The sequence below is a fragment of the Variovorax sp. GW821-FHT09B05 genome (assembly GCF_059418265.1).
Map to the genome: position 1 here is coordinate 12,551 of NZ_JBWKPN010000030.1, position 17,363 is coordinate 29,913.

At 70.1% G+C, this 17,363-nt stretch carries 14 protein-coding genes; 11 read left to right on the top strand and 3 right to left on the bottom strand.

Going from position 1 to position 17,363, the window contains the following annotated elements:
- Window positions 1-12: 12 nt before the first annotated feature.
- Window positions 13-1,083 carry an adenosine deaminase gene (locus tag AC07RM_RS40075; protein WP_495338024.1) on the top strand — a complete coding sequence of 357 codons (1,071 nt, stop codon included), beginning with the start codon at window positions 13-15 and terminating at the stop codon, window positions 1,081-1,083.
- Here the strand turns inward: AC07RM_RS40075 and AC07RM_RS40080 are convergent.
- Entirely contained in the window at window positions 1,038-2,357 is a 1,320-nt protein-coding gene (locus AC07RM_RS40080; RefSeq protein ID WP_495338025.1) for an MFS transporter, read from the bottom strand. The genes AC07RM_RS40075 and AC07RM_RS40080 overlap by 46 nt on opposite strands.
- Before the next feature lie 83 nt (window positions 2,358-2,440).
- Between AC07RM_RS40080 and AC07RM_RS40085 the strand changes: the two genes are divergently transcribed.
- The 3 genes from AC07RM_RS40085 (at window position 2,441) to AC07RM_RS40095 (ending at window position 7,004) form a co-directional block, all read left to right on the top strand.
- On the top strand, window positions 2,441-3,391 hold the full coding sequence (locus AC07RM_RS40085) for a LysR substrate-binding domain-containing protein (RefSeq protein ID WP_495338026.1): 951 nt from the start codon (window positions 2,441-2,443) through the stop codon (window positions 3,389-3,391).
- Window positions 3,392-3,510: 119 nt separating this feature from the next.
- Complete coding sequence (locus AC07RM_RS40090; protein ID WP_398498860.1) at window positions 3,511-4,326, top strand: helix-turn-helix domain-containing protein; 816 nt, start codon at window positions 3,511-3,513, stop codon at window positions 4,324-4,326.
- Window positions 4,327-4,454: 128 nt separating this feature from the next.
- On the top strand, window positions 4,455-7,004 hold the full coding sequence (locus tag AC07RM_RS40095; protein WP_495338027.1) for a penicillin acylase family protein: 2,550 nt from the start codon (window positions 4,455-4,457) through the stop codon (window positions 7,002-7,004).
- 142 nt (window positions 7,005-7,146) lie between these two features.
- Here AC07RM_RS40095 and AC07RM_RS40100 read toward each other — a convergent pair whose 3' ends face one another.
- Window positions 7,147-8,373 (bottom strand): MFS transporter, encoded by a 1,227-nt coding sequence (locus tag AC07RM_RS40100; protein ID WP_495338028.1) that lies wholly within the window; start codon window positions 8,371-8,373, stop codon window positions 7,147-7,149.
- Between the two features lie 147 nt (window positions 8,374-8,520).
- Here AC07RM_RS40100 and AC07RM_RS40105 point away from each other — a divergent pair, with 147 nt between their 5' ends.
- The 7 genes from AC07RM_RS40105 to AC07RM_RS40135 all read left to right on the top strand — a co-directional run bounded on the left by AC07RM_RS40105 (window position 8,521) and on the right by AC07RM_RS40135 (window position 15,628).
- Window positions 8,521-8,913 (top strand): carboxymuconolactone decarboxylase family protein, encoded by a 393-nt coding sequence (locus AC07RM_RS40105; protein WP_057591963.1) that lies wholly within the window; start codon window positions 8,521-8,523, stop codon window positions 8,911-8,913.
- Window positions 8,914-8,987: 74 nt separating this feature from the next.
- Window positions 8,988-10,097 (top strand): BMP family ABC transporter substrate-binding protein, encoded by a 1,110-nt coding sequence (locus AC07RM_RS40110; protein WP_495338029.1) that lies wholly within the window; start codon window positions 8,988-8,990, stop codon window positions 10,095-10,097.
- A gap of 264 nt (window positions 10,098-10,361) precedes the next feature.
- Window positions 10,362-10,898, top strand: coding sequence for an Rrf2 family transcriptional regulator (locus AC07RM_RS40115; RefSeq protein WP_093340407.1), 537 nt, complete (start codon window positions 10,362-10,364; stop codon window positions 10,896-10,898).
- 165 nt (window positions 10,899-11,063) lie between these two features.
- Window positions 11,064-12,350 carry a guanine deaminase gene (gene guaD, locus AC07RM_RS40120; protein ID WP_208509683.1) on the top strand — a complete coding sequence of 429 codons (1,287 nt, stop codon included), beginning with the start codon at window positions 11,064-11,066 and terminating at the stop codon, window positions 12,348-12,350.
- A gap of 71 nt (window positions 12,351-12,421) precedes the next feature.
- The gene (dcd, locus tag AC07RM_RS40125; protein WP_057591958.1) at window positions 12,422-12,988 is read left to right on the top strand and encodes a dCTP deaminase; all 567 of its coding nucleotides are present in this window, start codon (window positions 12,422-12,424) and stop codon (window positions 12,986-12,988) included.
- A 135-nt stretch (window positions 12,989-13,123) separates the two neighbouring features.
- Window positions 13,124-14,011, top strand: coding sequence for a KPN_02809 family neutral zinc metallopeptidase (gene ypfJ, locus AC07RM_RS40130; protein WP_093340404.1), 888 nt, complete (start codon window positions 13,124-13,126; stop codon window positions 14,009-14,011).
- A 153-nt stretch (window positions 14,012-14,164) separates the two neighbouring features.
- The gene (locus AC07RM_RS40135) at window positions 14,165-15,628 is read left to right on the top strand and encodes a DEAD/DEAH box helicase (protein WP_093340402.1); all 1,464 of its coding nucleotides are present in this window, start codon (window positions 14,165-14,167) and stop codon (window positions 15,626-15,628) included.
- A gap of 63 nt (window positions 15,629-15,691) precedes the next feature.
- On the opposite strand, the gene pdxR is transcribed toward AC07RM_RS40135, so the two are convergent.
- Entirely contained in the window at window positions 15,692-17,230 is a 1,539-nt protein-coding gene (pdxR, locus tag AC07RM_RS40140) for a MocR-like pyridoxine biosynthesis transcription factor PdxR (protein WP_296783256.1), read from the bottom strand.
- Window positions 17,231-17,363: the final 133 nt, after the last annotated feature.

Consider the following 17,363-nt stretch of genomic DNA (forward strand, 5'->3'; position numbering starts at 1 on the left):
CCAGACCCCACCATGACCGATTTCCGCCCCGCCGCCGACCACCTGCGCTTCGACGCCATTCCCGCCGAGCGCCTGCCCGAGCTGCTGCGCGCCATGCCCAAGGCCGAGCTGCACATGCACATCGAGGGCTCGCTCGAGCCCGAGCTGATCTTCGCGCTCGCGCAGCGCAACGGCGTGGCCATTCCCTACGCCAGCGTCGAGGAGCTGCGCCAAGCCTACGCCTTCACCAACCTGCAGAGCTTCCTCGACATCTACTACGCAGGCGCGAGCGTGCTGCTCAAGGAGCAGGACTTCTTCGACATGGCCTGGGCCTACCTCGAGCGCGCCGCGGCCGACCACGTGGTCCACACCGAGATGTTCTTCGACCCGCAGACCCACACCGCGCGCGGCGTGGCGATGCAGACCGTGGTCGATGGCCTGTATCGCGCCTGCGTCGAGGCGAAGGACAAGCTGGGCGTGAGCGCCTCGCTGATCCTGTGCTTCCTGCGCCACCTGAGCGAGGAAGAAGCCTTCGAGACCCTGGAGCAGGCGCTGCCCCATCGCGACAAGTTCATCGGCGTGGGGCTCGACTCGAGCGAGGTCGGCCATCCGCCCGAGAAGTTCGCGCGCGTGTTCGCGCGCTGCCGCGAACTGGGCCTGCACCTCGTGGCCCATGCGGGCGAGGAAGGCCCGCCCGAATACGTGTGGAGCGCACTCGACGTGCTCAAGGTGGAGCGCGTCGACCACGGCGTGCAGAGCGCGAAGGACCCGGCGCTGATGCAGCGGTTGGCGCAGGACCGCATCCCGCTGACCGTGTGCCCGCTGTCGAACCTCAAGCTGTGCGTGTTCCCCGACCTCGCGCAGCACAACCTCGGCACCCTGCTCGACGCGGGCCTGGTCGCCACGGTGAACTCCGACGATCCGGCCTACTTCGGCGGCTACATGAACCAGAACTTCACGCAGACCTTCGAGGCCACTGGCCTGAGCGCGCGCCACGCCTGGCAGCTCGCGGCCAACAGCTTCGAGGGCAGCTTCATCGACGAGGCCGCCAAGCGCGCCTACGTGGAGCGGCTCAACGCCGTCTTCGCCGACTTCGGCGCCTGACAGGCACCGGCCGAGGTCGAAGGCGCGCGCGGCGCCAGCAGCGGCACCGCGACCAGCGCGCAGCCGGCCGCCGCCAGCCACACCAGCGGCCAGCCCTGCGCCGCCATCAGGTGCGGGATCGAGAACGGCGTGACGAAGCAGACCAGGAACACGCTGGTGTTCGCCATGCCCAGCGCCGTGCCGGCGCGCGCGGCGCCGGCCAGCGTGGCGAGCTCGGTGTAGGCCACGCCGTGCCAGGCCGAGACACAGATGCCGCTCACGCCCAGCAGCACCACCAGCGCGATGCGCAGCGCCTGCGACTCGGCGGCCAACTGCGTGCCGGTGCAGAACACCAGCACCGCGAGCAGCGCGAACAGCCCCACGCTGAGGCTGGCGCAGGCGCGCAGGTAGGCCGGCCGGTTGCCGTGCCGGTCGGTCCAGCGCCCGCTCCACACGCGCATCGCCATCGCGCCGGCCTGCAGCGTGACCATGGCGGCGGTGATGGTCGCCAGGCCCGCATGGCCGAAGTCGTGCAGGAACACCGTGCCGAAGGACAGCACCGCGAACTGCGGCGCGCAGAGGATGCCGATGCCCGCGACGATGCGCCACACGCGCGCATCGCGCAGCGGGCCGGTGCCTGAAGCGGCCGGCGCGGCCGAGGGCCGTGCGGCGCGTTCCGGCGGCGGCTCGTGCACCCAGGCCCAGGCCATCCCCGCGCTGAGCGCGCACAGCAGCGCGAGCACGCCGTAGAGCGCCGCGAAGCCGAGGTGCAGCGCCAGCCAGGGCAGCACCAGCGCGCCGATGCCGCCGCCCAGCGGCACGGCGGTCTGGCGGATGCTCATCGCGAGGCCGCGCTCGCCGGCGGCGAACCAGGTCATCACCGCGCGGCCGCTGGCGCCGTTGACGCTGCCGCCGAGCAGCCCGACCAGCAGCAGCCCGCCGCCGAGCAGCCCCAGGCCCGGGACGTGGCCGGCCACGGGCGCGGCCCACAGCGCCATCGCCGCCAGCGCGAGCGCGGTGGCGCCCAGGCCCAGCAGCAGCACCGGGCGGTCGCCCCAGCGGTCGGTCAGCAGGCCCCAGGGCAGCTCGCTGACCGCGATGCCCAGGCCCATGAGACCGAGCACCAGGCCGAGCGTGGCGTTGTCGAGCTGGTAGCCCGAGCGCATCAGCACGGCGGTCATCGGGATGCCGCTGAAGGCGACCGAGAAGGCGGCGTTGGCCGCGACACCCGCGCTCAGCACTTTCCAGCGGTGGCGCGGCGGGAGCGGGGTGGGGGAAGGGGCGGAATGGGTCATAGGTGACGCAGTCTCCGCGCTTGCGAAGGTTTTGAAAATCAGAAAATAATCGTAGCATCGTTCGAAAAAACAGGATGGTTGCCATGTCCCAGGTGATGTTCGATCTCGACGTGCTGCGCAGCTTCTCGACCGGCGTGGCGCTCGGCAGCTATGCGCGCGCGGCCGACCGGCTCGGCCGCTCGACCTCGGCGGTCAGCGCCCAGCTCAAGAAGCTCGAGTCGCAGGCCGGCACGGTGCTGTTCCGCAAGGCCGGCCGCGGGCTGGAGCTGACCGACGCGGGCGAGACCCTGCTGGCCTACGCGCACCGGCTGCTGGCGCTCAACGAGGAGGCGGGCGCCGCGATGCGCGGCGTCGACCTCGAGGGCTGGGTGCGGCTCGGGCTGCAGGAGGATTTCGGCGAGACGCTGCTGCCCGCGGTGCTGGGCCGCTTCGCGCGCGCCCATCCCAAGGTGCGCATCGAGGCCTGCGTGGCGCGCAGCGGCGACCTGCGCGAGCGGCTCGAGCTCGGCAAGCTCGACCTCGCGCTGGCCTGGGACGCGGGCGAGCAGCCGATCTCCGCCCATGCGCAGCGCGTGGCGCGGCTGCCGCTGCAGTGGATCGGCCCGGTCGATCCGGCGATGTGCGATGCCCCCTGGTGGAAGGAGCGCGAACGCGGCGCCGGGGCCGCGCGCAAGACGCAGGAGCCGCTGCCGCTGGTGCTGCTCGACGCGCCCTGTCCGCTGCGCGCCATCGTCACCGACGCGCTCGACCGCGCGGGCGTGCCCTGGCGCCATGCCTTCGCGAGCAGCAGCCTGGCCGCGCTGTGGGCCGCGAGCTCGGCCGGCCTCGGCCTCTCGGTGCGCACGCCCTTCGGCTTGCCGCGCCAGGTGCGGGCCATCGACCGCACGCTGCTCGGCCTGCCCGCGCTGCCGCAGATGTCGCTGTCGCTCTACCGCGCGCAGGCGCAGGCGGAAGCGCCGGCCGCGCGGCTGGGCACCTTGCTGCTGGAGGCAGTGCGCGAGCATGTGCAGGGCGAGGGGAGCGTGCTGCACTGAGCCCGGGGCCGGGCCGACCGTTCTTCGGCGCAGTGAGGGCAATGCCTCATACCGCCTGCGCTTGGATCGCCCCAGAATGGGGCGCAGAAGACAAGAGACAAGACGAGACAAGCCAGTCCATGGCCACCCCGAAGAACTTCCTGCACCTGTGGGACGACAGGTTCCTCTACATCACGCCGGCGATCCAGTCGGGCCTGACCGCGCGCTCCTCGGCCACGGTGCTGGCCTCGGTGAGCGGGCATCCGTTCATGCTCGAGGCGGCCGACGGCACTCGCACGTATTGCACCGCCGCCGTGGTGGCGCCGCACGTGGCGCGCCGGCTCGCGGTCGAGGGCTGCGGGCTGCTGTCGCTCAACATCGATCCGGCCTCGGTCGCCTACCGCATGCTCTCGCGCCAGCTCGGCGGGCACGGCATCCAGGTGCTCGATGCGCGCCGCTTCGGCCGCCTGCGCGAGGGCTTCGAGCCCGCGCAGGCCGGCGCGCTCGACGATGCCGCGCTGCAGGCACTGAGCCGCGGCCTGGTGGAGACCATCACCGGCAGCCCCGAGCGCCGCATGCCCAACGATCCGCGCATCGAGCGCGTGCTCGACGCGATCCGCCACCGCGCGGGCGCGGTGTCGCTGCGCGAGCTGTCGGCCGTGGCCTGCCTCTCGCCCGACCGGCTCACCCACCTGTTCGCGCAGCAGGTGGGCGTGTCGATCAAGCGCTATGCGCTGTGGACCAAGGTGCGGCGCACGGTCCAGCAGTTCACCGGCCAGCGCCCGCTGACCGACGTCGCGCTGACCAGCGGCTTCACCGACGCGGCCCACATGAGCCGCACCTTCAAGAGCTACTTCGGCCTCGCGCCCTCGTTCCTCGCGGGCAAGGTCGAGGTCAAGGCCGACGAGCAGGCCTCGCAGGCCTGGGGCCACGGCGCGGCCCCGATGCATTCCTGAGCGCCTGCTGAAGCGGCGCGCGCGGTCGCAATACAGCGGCTTCGTTCAAGCCAGCCCCTCGTGCGCTGCCTAAGCTGGCGAGGCTCCATCAAGAGAGCATGACCGAGCATTCACAGGAGACATCCGACATGAGACAAGACAATCCGCGCGGCCGGAGGCGGCCGCTCGCCCTCGCATTCACGGCCACTGCGATGGCCGCGGCAGCCACGCTGCTGGTCGCCTGCGGCGGCGGTGGAGGAGGCGGCAGCGGCTTCTTCCCGATCGGACCGATCAACCCGCCGCCGGCCGAGAACGCCACCTACAAGGCCGATATCCGCCGCACCGCCATGGGCGTGCCGCACATCAAGGCCGACAACTGGGCCGGCGCGGGCTACGGCTACGGCTATGCGCAGGCGCAGGACGACCTGTGCACCATGGCCAACTCCTTCCTCACCTACCGCGGCGAGCGCTCGCGCTACTTCGGCGCCGACGCGCAGATCCCGTTCAGCAGCACCATCGGCCGGCCGAAGAACATCGACTCCGACTTCTTCCACAAGCACGTGATCTCGGACGACGTGGTGGCGGCGATGCTCAAGCAGCAGCCGGACACGCTGCTGAAGCTGGTCGAGGGTTTCGCCGCGGGCTACAACCGCTATGTGCGCGAGATCAAGGCAGGCGGCAGCGCGGGTGCGAACGCGGCCTGCCGCAACGAGCCCTGGGTGCAGAGCGTGACGCGGGAGGACATCTTCCGGCGCATGTACTCGGCCAACCTCGCGGCCGGCCTCAGCAACTTCCTGCCGGCGATCGCGAACGCCACCGCGCCGGCCGCGGCGAAGATGGCGAAGGCCGGCGGGCGCGGCAGCGCCAGCGGCGGCATCACGCAACTGGCCGCGGCGGACCTGCGCCGACCCGACTTCCAGGTCGGCGGCCACGAGGGCGTGGGCAGCAACATGATCGGCTTCGGCACCAGCGCCACCGGCGATGCGAGCCCGCTGCTGTTCGGCAACCCGCACTGGTACTGGCGCGGCCCGGACCGCTTCTACCAGGCGCAGCTCACCATCCCGGGCCAGCTCAACATCAGCGGCACCTCGTTCCTCGGCATCCCGGTGATCCTGATCGGCTTCAACGACAACATCGCCTGGAGCCACACGGTGTCGACCGCGAACCGCTTCGGCCTCTACCAGCTCACGCTCGCCTCGGGCGACCCGACCAGCTACATGCGCGACGGCGCGGCGGTGAAGATGCGCGCCGCGAGCATCACGGTGCAGGTGAAGCAGTCGGGCGGCGGCGTGGTGCCGGTGACGCGCACGCTGTACAAGTCGGAGTACGGCCCGATCGCGAACCTGGCGAGCATGAACGCGGCGCTGGGCTGGAGCCAGACCAGCGCCTTCGCGATCCGCGACGTCAACGCCGACAACTTCCGCCTGTTCCGCAACTGGCAGCGCTGGAACCAGGCCAAGTCGCTCGACGAGTTCATCGCGATCCAGAAGGAGGAGGTCGCGATCCCGTGGGTCAACACCGTGGCCGTGGGCCGCGGCGCCGCGAAGGCCTGGTATGCCGACATCGGCGCCATCCCCAACGTGTCGGCCGAGCAGACGGCGCAGTGCACCACGCCGGTGGGCCTGGCGCTCGCGGACGCGCTGCCGGGCGTGCCCGTGTTCGATGGTTCGCGCAGCGCCTGCGACTGGCAAAGCGATGCCGATTCGCCGCAGAAGGGCATCATCGGCGCCGCGCGCCTGCCCAGCCTGCAGCGCGACGACTACGTGGCCAACATGAACGACAGCTACTGGCTCGCCAACCCGAAGGCGCCGATGACGGGCTACCCGCCCATCATGGGCCCGGCCGGCACGCAGGAGGTGAGCTTCCGCACCCGCATGGGCAACCTGCTGGCGCAAGGGCGCATCGACGGCAGCGACAGCTACGGCGCCAAGGGCGCGACCGCCGACACGGTCAAGCGCATGGTGCTCAACAGCCGCGCGCTGACGGCCGAGCTGTTCAAGGACCAGGCGCTGGCGATGGTGTGCGCGAAGGCGACCATCAACGTCGCGGCCGACCCGCTGGACAACGCGGCCATCGGGCGCGACATCGACGTGAGCGGCGCCTGCGCCACGCTGCGCGCCTGGAACAACGCCGGCACCCGCGATGCGCGCGGCGCCCACGTGTGGGACGAGTTCTGGGATCGCGCCGAGCGCCTGCCCGCGGCCTCGCTCTACGCCGTGCCCTTCGACCCGGCCGACCCGATCCACACGCCGCGCGACCTCAAGCCCGGTGCCGCCGCCGCGCTGTCGACGGCTTTCGGCGCCGCCGTCGCGAAGGTGCAGGCCAGCGGCTTCGCGGTCGACGCGACGCGCGGCGAGGTGCTGTTCGCCACCCGCGGCGGCCAGAAGATCCCGCTGTACGGCGGCTGCGGCGGTCCGGGCTACTTCACGATCTCGTGCTCGGACAACCCGCTCGACAAGGGCGGCTACAGCATGGACAACGACCCGAACGGCAACAGCTACATGCAGATCGTGCGTTTCCCGGCCGGCGGCGTGGAAGCCCATACCTTCCTGACCTTCTCGCTGTCGGACGACCCGGCCTCGGCGCACAACGCCGACTACACCCGCGCCTACAGCGCCGGGCAGTGGCTCAAGGTGCCGTTCTCCGAAGCCGAGATCCAGGGCGATGCCGCGCTGAAGACCAGTTCGATCAGCGAATGAGGCGCGGAACGCCGTTCGTCGGAACAGCCAAGAAAGGTTGAACTTCGGCGAACGGGCCCGCTCCCATCCTTCACTGCGTTGCCGAGGTGCGGGCCCCAAAGCCCCGCCTCGGTTTTTTTATGGGCGCGCGATCGGTATCCGCTCAGCGCCGCTTGGCGGCCCAGTTCCACGCCGCGCCGGCCGCCATCAGCACGCAGGTGCCGAGGAACACCGCGCGCATGCCGATGTGGCCGCCCACGAAGCCGCCGAGCAGCGGCCCCGCGACCTGGCCGGTGTACTGCGCCGAGGTCGAATAGCCGAGCATGTTGCCGGCCACGCGCTCGGGCACGTTGTGGCGGATCACGCTCGCGATGCATGGCAGCAGCCCGCCGAGCGACAGTCCCATCAGGAAGCGCAGCACGACGAGCTGCCAGCCCGAGGTCACGAAGGCCTGCGGGATCAGCAGCAGCGCCGACACCGCGAGGCAGCCCACGATCACGTTCCAGTGGCCCACGCGGTCGGCCAGCTTGCCCAGCCGCGAGGCCGACAGGATGCTGCCGAGCGCGGCGGCCGACATCACGAAGCCGGCCATCATGGTCACGCGCGCCGGGTCCTCGACCAGCGTCGCCACGTAGACCGTGATGATCGGCTCGATCGACATGTTGGCGAGCATCAGCAGCATGCCGGTGAACAGCATCGCGACCAGCGGTCCCTTGTCGGGCACGGCGGCCCAGCCGGCGCCGGCATCGCCACCCCTGGCCGCGGCGGCGCGCGGTTTCTTCTCCTCGCGGATCAGGAAGGCCGTGGCGAGGAAGGCCACGAAGATGATCGCGCCGGCCGCGAAGAAGGTGGCGCGGATGCCGATCAGCGGCGGCAGCGCGCCGCCGACCAGCGGCCCCACGAGGTTGCCGGCCATGATCGCCGAGGACATCGTGCCCAGCGCCCAGCCGGTGCGGTCCTTGGGCGTCTGCGTGGCGACCAGCACCATCGAGCCCGAGGCATAGCCGCCGAGCAGGCCCGCGAGCAGCCGCAGCCCGACCAATTGCCAGACGTTGCCGGCCACGCCGATCAGCGCCATCGCCACCGCCATGCCGAGGCTGGCGCGGATCAGCATCGGCTTGCGCCCGTAGCGGTCGGCCAGCCAGCCCCACAGCGGCGCCACCAGCGCCGCGCTGAGGAAGGTCGCGCCATAGGCCGCGCCCGACCACTGCACGATCGCCGCATGGTCCTTCACGCCGAGCTGCTCCACGTACAGCGGCAGGAAGGGCAGCAGCAGCGTCATCGCCACGATGGTGGTGAAGGAACCGAACATGCAGACGACCAGGTTGCGTCGCCAGTGGGTGGAATGCGTGAACGCGGCGGTGGAGGAGGGCTGTGCGTCGGTCGTCATGGGGTGGCGGAATTGTCCCGCCGCCCGCGCGCCCTGGCGCCTGCCGATTGGCGGCGGCAGCCATCGCGGCTGTGCACGGGTGGCGGCGCGGCCGCGCGGCTTTCGCTCTAATGGACGTCCGGCCACAGACACCCAGGAGAACACCGCATGAAACCCCAGCCCATCGAGTACGCGAACGCCCCGGACGAGGTCCGCGCCGTGTTCGACGACATCAAGGCCACGCGCAACGTGCCCGACGTCAACAACTTCTGGAAGTACCTCGCGAACGACCCCGCCACCCTGCGGCGCACCTGGTCCAGCCTCAAGGAGGTGATGGCGCCCGGCGCGCTCGACCCGGTGGTCAAGGAGATGGTCTACCTGGCCGTGAGCGTCAGCAACGGCTGCAACTACTGCATCGCGAGCCACCATGCGGGTGCCGAGAAGGCCGGCATGACGCCTGCGATGTTCGCCGAGCTGATGGCCGTGGTCGGCATGGCCAACGAGACCAACCGGCTGGTCAACGGCTACCGGGTGCCGGTCGACCCGGCCTTCGACAAGTAAAATGCCCGCCCCTGCACCGGGCGTCCCGGCCGGTGCGGGGATTTCTTTTTACCGGGGCCATGTAGAGGAACACCATGTACAAAAACCTCGCGGGCCGCGCCTTGGTGGCGTGGCTGACCGCCTGTTTTCTGTTGTCCGCCCACTCCCGGGCCCACTCCCAACCCCAACCCGCGCCGCCGCTGAAGATCGGCTTCGTCTACGTCACGCCGCTGACCGAGGCCGGCTGGGTGCGCCAGCACGACGAGGGCCGCAAGGCCGTGGAAGCGGCCCTCGGCGCCCGCGTCAAGACCACCTATGTCGAGAACGTGGCCGAGGGCGCCGATGCCGAGCGCGTGATCCGCGACCTCGCGCAGCAGGGCCACCGGCTGATCTTCACGCCGAGCTTCGGCTACATGGAGCCGACGCTCAAGGTGGCGCGCGACTTCCCCGAGGTGAAGTTCGAGTCGATCACCGGCTACAAGACCGCGCCCAACGTGGCGACCGCCAACGCGCGCTACTACGAGGGCCGCTACCTGGCCGGCGTGGCGGCCGGGCGCATGACGAAGAGCAACGTCGCGGGCTACGTGGCCGGCTTCCCGATCCCCGAGGTGCTGCAGGGCATCAACGCCTTCACGCTCGGCATGCGCTCGGTGAATCCGAAGGCCACCGTGCGCGTGGTCTGGCTCAACGAGTGGTTCGATCCGCCGAAGGAGCGCGACGCGGCCATGACCCTGTTCAACCAGTCGGTGGACGTGATCGCCTTCCACACCGGCTCGACCGCGGTGATGGCGGCCGCGCAGGAGCGCGGCAAGCTGGCGATCGCCTACCACTCGGACATGCGCAAGATCGCGCCGGACGCCCAGGTGGTCGCGGTCACGCACCAGTGGGGCGGCTACTACACGCAGCGCGCCCGCGCGGTGCTCGACGGCAGCTGGAAGAGCACCAACCTCTGGGGCGGCGTGAAGGAAGGAATGATCCGGGTCGGCGATTTCGGCACCAAGGTGCCCCAGGCGGTGCAGCAGGAGGTGCTGGCGCGCCAGCAGGACATCGCGGCCGGCCGGCTGCAGCCGTTCCGCGCCGTGGCGGCCGAGGTGCGCGACAACGAGGGCCACACCGTGATCGCCAAGGGCAGCCAGCTGTCCGACGAGCAGATCCTGCGGATGAACTGGCTGGCCGAGGGCGTGCAGGGGCGGATCGCGCGCTGAGCGGAACGCCCGTCGACGGGTTCGGGAACCGAATCCAGTTTTTCGTGTCGAATCGCTCTATGCCGGTTTTCGGGAAGGCTTCAGTGCTTTTCCGGTGCCAAAAAGGCAGATCTTTCGCCGACAATGGCGGGATCTGCCGGTAGTCGGTCCGTGAGGCCCGATACTCCGGCGTCGAGTTTCTGGAAGAACGTATAACAACAAAGGAAGCTTCGCCACGGGGCCGCAATGGCCTCACGTCTACAAGAAGCACGAAGGAGAGATGAGATGCGTCTCACCACCAAGGGCCGCTTTGCGGTCACCGCCATGATCGACCTGGCCCTGCACCAGACCACCGGTCCGGTCACGCTGGCTGCCATCAGCCTGCGGCAGAAGATTTCGATGTCCTATCTGGAGCAGATGTTCAGCAAGCTGCGCCGGCACGAACTGGTCGCCTCCACGCGCGGCCCGGGCGGCGGCTACTCGCTGGGCCGCAAGGCTGCCCGCATCACGGTGGCCGACATCGTGTTCGCGGTCGACGCCGCCGAAGCGGCGCCGTCCTCGGCCTCCGCGAGCGAGGAAGAAGGCGTGCGCTGCACCGCGCACGAGCTCTGGGCATCGCTCAACAGCCGCATGGTGGAGTTCCTCGATTCGGTCACGCTGCAGCACCTGATGGACGAGCAGCTCGCGCGCAACGCGACCCAGGCCAAGGCGCCGGCGGTGGTCCGCCACGCGACTTCGCGCCAGGCCGCGCCCAGCGTGGCCCGCCCGACGAACGTGCCGAACTCGGTGTTCGCGCTGGGCAAGATGCTCGCGAAGCCCTGAGCTTCCGAGGTCTTGAGCGTCTGAATTTCCCGCCGGGCCGCGACGGTCCGGCGTTGCCGTTTCCGGCCCTGCCCTCGGGATAACCCGCAGGCCGCGCGCCATATAGCGCTCATACGCGCATGGAAATTGCGGCGGCGCGAGGCTGCATTACGCTCGGCCTCCACGATGAAAAAAGCCTACCGCGCCTCCCTGCTGCGCTTCGACGCCGCCGGTCTCCCCCAGTTCGACGAAGACGGCCTGCTGGTCGTCGGCCCCGATGCCGCCGGCCGCCAGCGCGTGCTCGATGCGGGCAGCCATGCCGCCGTGGCGCCGCGCCATCCCGAGGTCCACACCACGCACCTGCCGGGGCGCATCCTCGCGCCGGGCTTCGTGGACATGCACATCCATTTCCCGCAGACCGACATCATCGGTTCGCCCTCGCCGGGCCTGCTGCCCTGGCTCGAGAACTACACCTTCCCGGCCGAGAGCCGCTTCGCCGATCCGGCCCATTCGAAGGAAGTGGCCGGCTTCTTCCTCGACGAGCTGCTGCGCAACGGCGTCACCACCTCGCTGACCTTCGCGACCTCGCACGTGGCCTCGGTCGATGCCTTCTTCGAGGACGCCCGGCGCCGCGGCCTGCGCATGATCACCGGCAAGGTGCTGCAGGACCGCAACTCGCCCGACGGCGTGCGCGACCGGACCGAGCAGAGCCTGATCGATTCCGAGGCGCTGATCCGCAAGTGGCACGGCGTCGACCGGCTCGGCTACGCGATCACGCCGCGCTTCGCGCCCGCGAGCACCGACGCGCAGATGCGCGGCGCCGGCGAGCTGGCCGCGAAGTACGCCGACACCTGGATCCAGTCGCACGTGGCCGAGAACCGCGACGAGGTGGCCTGGGTGCGCGAGCTGTATCCGCAGGCGCGTTCCTACCTCGACGTCTATGCCGGCTTCGGCCTGATGCGCGAGCGCGCCGTCTACGCGCACTGCATCTACCTCGACGACACCGACCGCGCGCTGCTGCGCGAGACGAAGACCGCCGCGGCCGTGAGCCCGACCAGCAACCTGTTCCTGGGCAGCGGCTTCTTCGACTTCGGCAAGGCCGACCACGTGGGCCATCCCTATGGCCTGGCCAGCGACGTGGGCGGCGGCACCAGCTTCAGCCCCTTCCACACCATGATGGCCGCCTACTACGTGGGCCGCGAGGGCCAGACCAAGGCCGGCCTGAGCATCGCGCCCTCGGAGCTCTGGTGGCGCCACACCGGCGGCGCGGCGCGCGCGCTGGGGCTCGATGGCGTGGTCGGCAACCTGCAGCCGGGCTGCGAGGCCGACTTCCTGGTGCTGAACCCCAAGGCCACGCCGCTGCTGGAACGCAAGACCGCGCGGGCGAACGGCCTCGAGGAGCTGCTGTTCGCGCTGATCGTGCTGGGCGACGACCGGCTGGTCGAGCGCACGGTGATCTCGCAGGCCGGGTAGGCGGGGCAGCGCGGCGCGGCGCGGCCGCCGTGCCACAATTCGCGCCCGTTCCCCCGCAGCAGCGACCGCATATGAGCATCAAGAGCGACAAATGGATCCGGCGCATGGCCGAGCAGCACGGCATGATCGAGCCCTTCGAGCCCGGCCAGGTGCGCGAGTCCGACGGCCACAAGATCATCAGCTACGGCACCTCGAGCTACGGCTACGACATCCGCTGCGCGCCCGAATTCAAGGTCTTCACCAACATCCACAGCACGGTGGTCGACCCGAAGAACTTCGACGAGAAGAGCTTCGTCGACATGCACGGCGACTACTGCATCATCCCGCCCAACAGCTTCGCGCTGGCGCGCACCGTCGAGTACTTCCGCATCCCGCGCAACGTGCTGACCATCTGCCTGGGCAAGAGTACCTATGCGCGCTGCGGCATCATCGTCAACGTCACGCCCTTCGAGCCCGAATGGGAAGGCTACGTGACGCTGGAGTTCAGCAACACCACGCCGCTGCCGGCCAAGATCTACGCGGGCGAGGGCTGCGCCCAGGTGCTGTTCTTCGAGAGCGACGAGGTCTGCGAGACCAGCTACAAGGACCGCGGCGGCAAGTACCAGGGCCAGCGCGGCGTGACGCTGCCCAAGACCTGATCGCGTTGTCGAGCGCGTCTCCCTCGAGCGCGCGCGGCCTGCGCTGACGCCCGGTTACCCCGGCGCCTCCCGGGGCCGCTACCATCCGGCGATCACCGGCCAAAACCCCAGCAAGAGGCCGGCAAGGAGCATGCGATGAGATGGGAAGGCAACGAGCAATCCGACAACGTGGAAGACCGCCGCGGCGAGGGCGGTGGCGGTGGTGGCGGCGGCTTCATCGGCGGCCGCGGGATCGGCATCGGCACCATCGCCGTCGCGCTGATCGCGGGCTGGGTCTTCGGCATCAATCCGCTCACCGTGCTGAGCCTGCTCAGCGGTGGCGGTGGCCCGGCACCGGTGCAGCAGCAGCAACAGGGCCCGGCGCCCAAGCCGCCGGCCAACGACCGCGAGGCCGCTTTCGTCAGCACCGTGCTGCGCAACACCGAGGTGGTCTGGAGCGACATCTTCCAGAAGAACGGCGGCACCTACCATGCGCCGCGCCTCGTGCTGTTCCGCGGCGCCACGCCCACGGCCTGCGGCACCGGCGAATCGGCCATGGGGCCGTTCTACTGCCCGGGCGACAAGAAAGTCTACATCGACCTCGGCTTCTACGACACGCTCAAGAACCAGCTCGGCGCGCCGGGCGAGTTCGCGCAGGCCTACGTGATCGCGCACGAGGTCGGCCACCACGTGCAGGACGAGCTCGGCATCACGGCCAAGGTCGACGGCATGCGCCGCCGCCTGAGCCAGAGCCAGAACAACGCGATGAGCGTGCGTGTCGAGCTGCAGGCCGACTGCTTCGCGGGCATCTGGGCGCATCACTCGCAGGAGTCGAAGAAGTGGCTCGACCCGGGCGACATCGAGGCCGCGATGAATGCCGCGCAGAAGATCGGCGACGACGCCTTGCAGCGCTCCGCGGGGCGCGCGGTGGTGCCCGACAGCTTCACCCACGGCACCAGCGCGCAGCGCCAGCGCTGGTTCGGAACCGGCTACCAAACGGGCAGCGTTCAGGCCTGCGACACCTTCAACGCGCGCAACCTCTGACGGTTGCACACGATTGCCTGACAGCGTGGCGTCTTGGACCGCGCGCCAGTGCTCCGTTGTTTGCTATTGAATAAATAGCAATGCCGCGAAAGCGGGCGTTGTCATCGCGCGGTCACTGCCGTTTTTTGCGGCAGTGCGACAATAGCGGGCTCAATGACAAGTTCCTTCTCCAACTTATCGCTGGCGGCTCCGCTGGCGCGTGCCGTGGCCGAAATGGGCTACGAGACCATGACGCCGATCCAGGAGCAGGCCATTCCGGTCGTGCTTTCGGGCCAGGACGTGATGGGCGCAGCGCAGACCGGCACCGGCAAGACCGCGGCGTTCTCGCTGCCCCTGCTGCAGCGCATGCTCAAGCACGAGAACGCCTCCACCTCGCCCGCGCGGCATCCGGTGCGGGCCCTCGTGCTGCTGCCCACGCGCGAACTCGCCGACCAGGTGGCGCAGCAGATCAAGCTCTATGCCAAGTACACCAACCTGCGCAGCACGGTGGTGTTCGGCGGCATCGACATGAAGCCGCAGACGCTGGAGTTGAAGAAGGGCGTCGAGGTGCTGGTGGCCACGCCGGGCCGGCTGCTCGATCACATCGAGGCCAAGAACGCGGTGCTCAACCAGGTCGAGTACGTGGTGCTCGACGAGGCCGACCGCATGCTCGACATCGGCTTCCTGCCCGACCTGCAGCGCATCCTCAGCTACCTGCCCAAGCAGCGCACCACGCTGCTGTTCTCGGCCACCTTCTCGCCCGAGATCAAGCGCCTGGCCGGCAGCTACCTGCAGAACCCGGTGACCATCGAGGTGGCGCGTCCCAACGAGACCGCCTCCACCGTCGAGCAGCACTTCTACAGCGTGTCCGACGACGACAAGCGCCGCGCGCTCAAGCAGATCGTGCGCCAGCGCGGCATCACCCAGGCCTTCGTGTTCGTCAACAGCAAGCTGGGCTGCGCGCGGCTCGCGCGCACGCTCGAGCGCGACGGCCTGCGCACCTCGGCGCTGCATGGCGACAAGAGCCAGGACGAACGCCTGAAGGCGCTCGCCGCCTTCAAGGCCGGCGAGGTCGACCTGCTGGTGTGCACCGACGTCGCGGCCCGCGGCCTCGACATCAAGGACGTGCCCGCGGTCTTCAACTTCGACATCCCGTTCAATGCCGAGGACTACGTGCACCGCATCGGCCGCACCGGCCGTGCCGGCGCCTCGGGCCTGGCCGTAAGCTTCGCGAGCGGCGGCAACGACGCGCGCCTGGTGGCCGACATCGAGAAGCTGATCAAGAAGAAGATCGAGCTCGAGCCGGTCGAGTTCGAGGAAGACCGCCCGCGCGGCCGCATCAACGACGGCCGCCGCCACTGGCGCGAAGAGGGCGAGGCCGGCGACGCGCGCGACGTGCTCGACCAGCCGCGCGAACGCGGCTACGGCAGCGATGCGCGGCGCGGCGGCGGACGTCCGCACCGCGCGCCCTCGGCGCCGCGCGATCCCTTCTTCGACCAGCCCTACGAGGCCGGCAACAGCGAGGCCGCACCGGCCTGGGAAGCCGCTGCCAAGGCGCCCGCGCGCACCGGCGTGTCGAGCAACATCAAGAGCAAGCGCAAGATCGCGGCGCTGTTCAAGACGCCCGAGCCGAGCTGATCGGTTCGCCGATCGCCCAGCAACGAGGCCGCGCATGTCGCGGCCTTTTTCATGGACGCCCGTTCAGTGCGTGCGCCCGCCGGCGGGGCGCCGCTCGCCGCGCGCGGCCGCGAGCTCTTCCACCGCCAGCCCCAGCGCGCGGATGCCGGCCGAGATCTGCGCCGCCGGGATCGACGACAGCCGCAGCCGGAAGAAGGGGCATGGATAGGGCGGCTTCGCGAAGAACACGTCGCCGGCCTCGATCAGCACGCCGTGGCTGCGCGCCATCAGCGACAGCTCGCCCGCGTCGACCCAGGCCGGCGCGCGCACCCACAGCGACGCGCCGCCCTGCGGCAGCCTGAACTCGAAATCGGGCAGGTGGTCGCGCAGCGCCTGCGCCGCCAGCGCGAGCCGTTCCTGCATCGCGTGGTTCACGCGCCGCGCATGCGACTCGTGGTGGCCCAGCGAGAGGAACAGCGCATAGGCATGCTGCAGGAAGGCGCTCGGATGCCGCACCATCGCATGGCGGATGGCGCGCAGCTCCTTGATCAGCGCGCGCGGCGCCACGATGAAGCCCAGCCGCAGCGCGGGCGACAGGCTCTTCGACACCGAGCCCACGTAGATCACGCGCCCGGTCTTGTCCAGGCTCTTGAGCGCCGGCATCGGCGTGCCCTCGTAGAGGTTCTCGGCCTCGTAGTCGTCCTCGATGATCACGAAGTCCTGCAGCTCGGCCTTGCGCAGCAGCCACTGGCGGCGCTCCAGGCTCAGCGTGGCGGTGGTCGGGCTCTGGTGCGAGGGCGTGACGAACAGGTAGTCGGCCGCGGGCAGCGCATCGACCACCAGTCCGTCTTCATCCACCGCCACCTCCACCCACTTGGGCTGGCGCAGCGAGAAGCTGTTGCGCGCATGCGGATGGCCGGGCTCCTCGAGGCCCACGCGCGTGTGGGTGTCGAACAGCGTGTCGGCCAGCAGGTAGTAGGCATGCTGCGCGCCGAGCGTGACGATGATCTCCTCCTTGAGCGCGAACACGCCGCGCTTGGGCAGCAGGCGCGTGCGGATCTGCTCGATCAGGTCGGGCACGTCGTCGGTCTCGAAGTCGGGCGTCCAGTGCTGCAGCTGCGAGCGCGCCAGACTGCGCGCGCAGCACTCGCGGAAGTCCTCGGTCGGAAACAGCAGCGGGTCGTGCTGGCCGTAGACGAAGGGATAGGGATAGTCGCGCCAGCGCTCGGGCTTGGACAGCGTCGGCTGGTCCACCAGCGAGCGCAGCACGCGCGCCGACCAGTCGGGCGGCTGGCCCGACTGCCCGCTGCGTCCCACCAGCGGTTCGGCCGGCGCCGCCGCGGGCGGGCGCGCATTGCGCGCCACGAACACGCCGCTGCGCGGACGCGCCTCGAGAAAGCCTTCGTCGATCAGCTGCAGGTAAGCCGAGGTCACGGTGTTGCGGCTCAGGCCCAGCAGCACCGCGAGCTCGCGCGAGGAGGGCAGCGACGCGCCCGCGCTCAGGTGGTCCTCGAGGATGGCCTGCACCACCGCGGCGCGCAGCCGCGCTTGCAGCGGCAGCGCGGGCTGGTCGGGCAGCGCGAAGAGCTGTGCCCACTGGGTGGCTCGGGGATGGCTCGCCATGGTCGCCGCAGTTTAGGGCAGGGCTTGCGCTGGCGCGCAGGGCGGTGCGCTCTGGCTCGGTCGAATCCCCGCATCTGGCCCTATCGCGCACCCCGCCCGCTGCCTACCCTCGGCTCCATTCATTCCCCAAAGA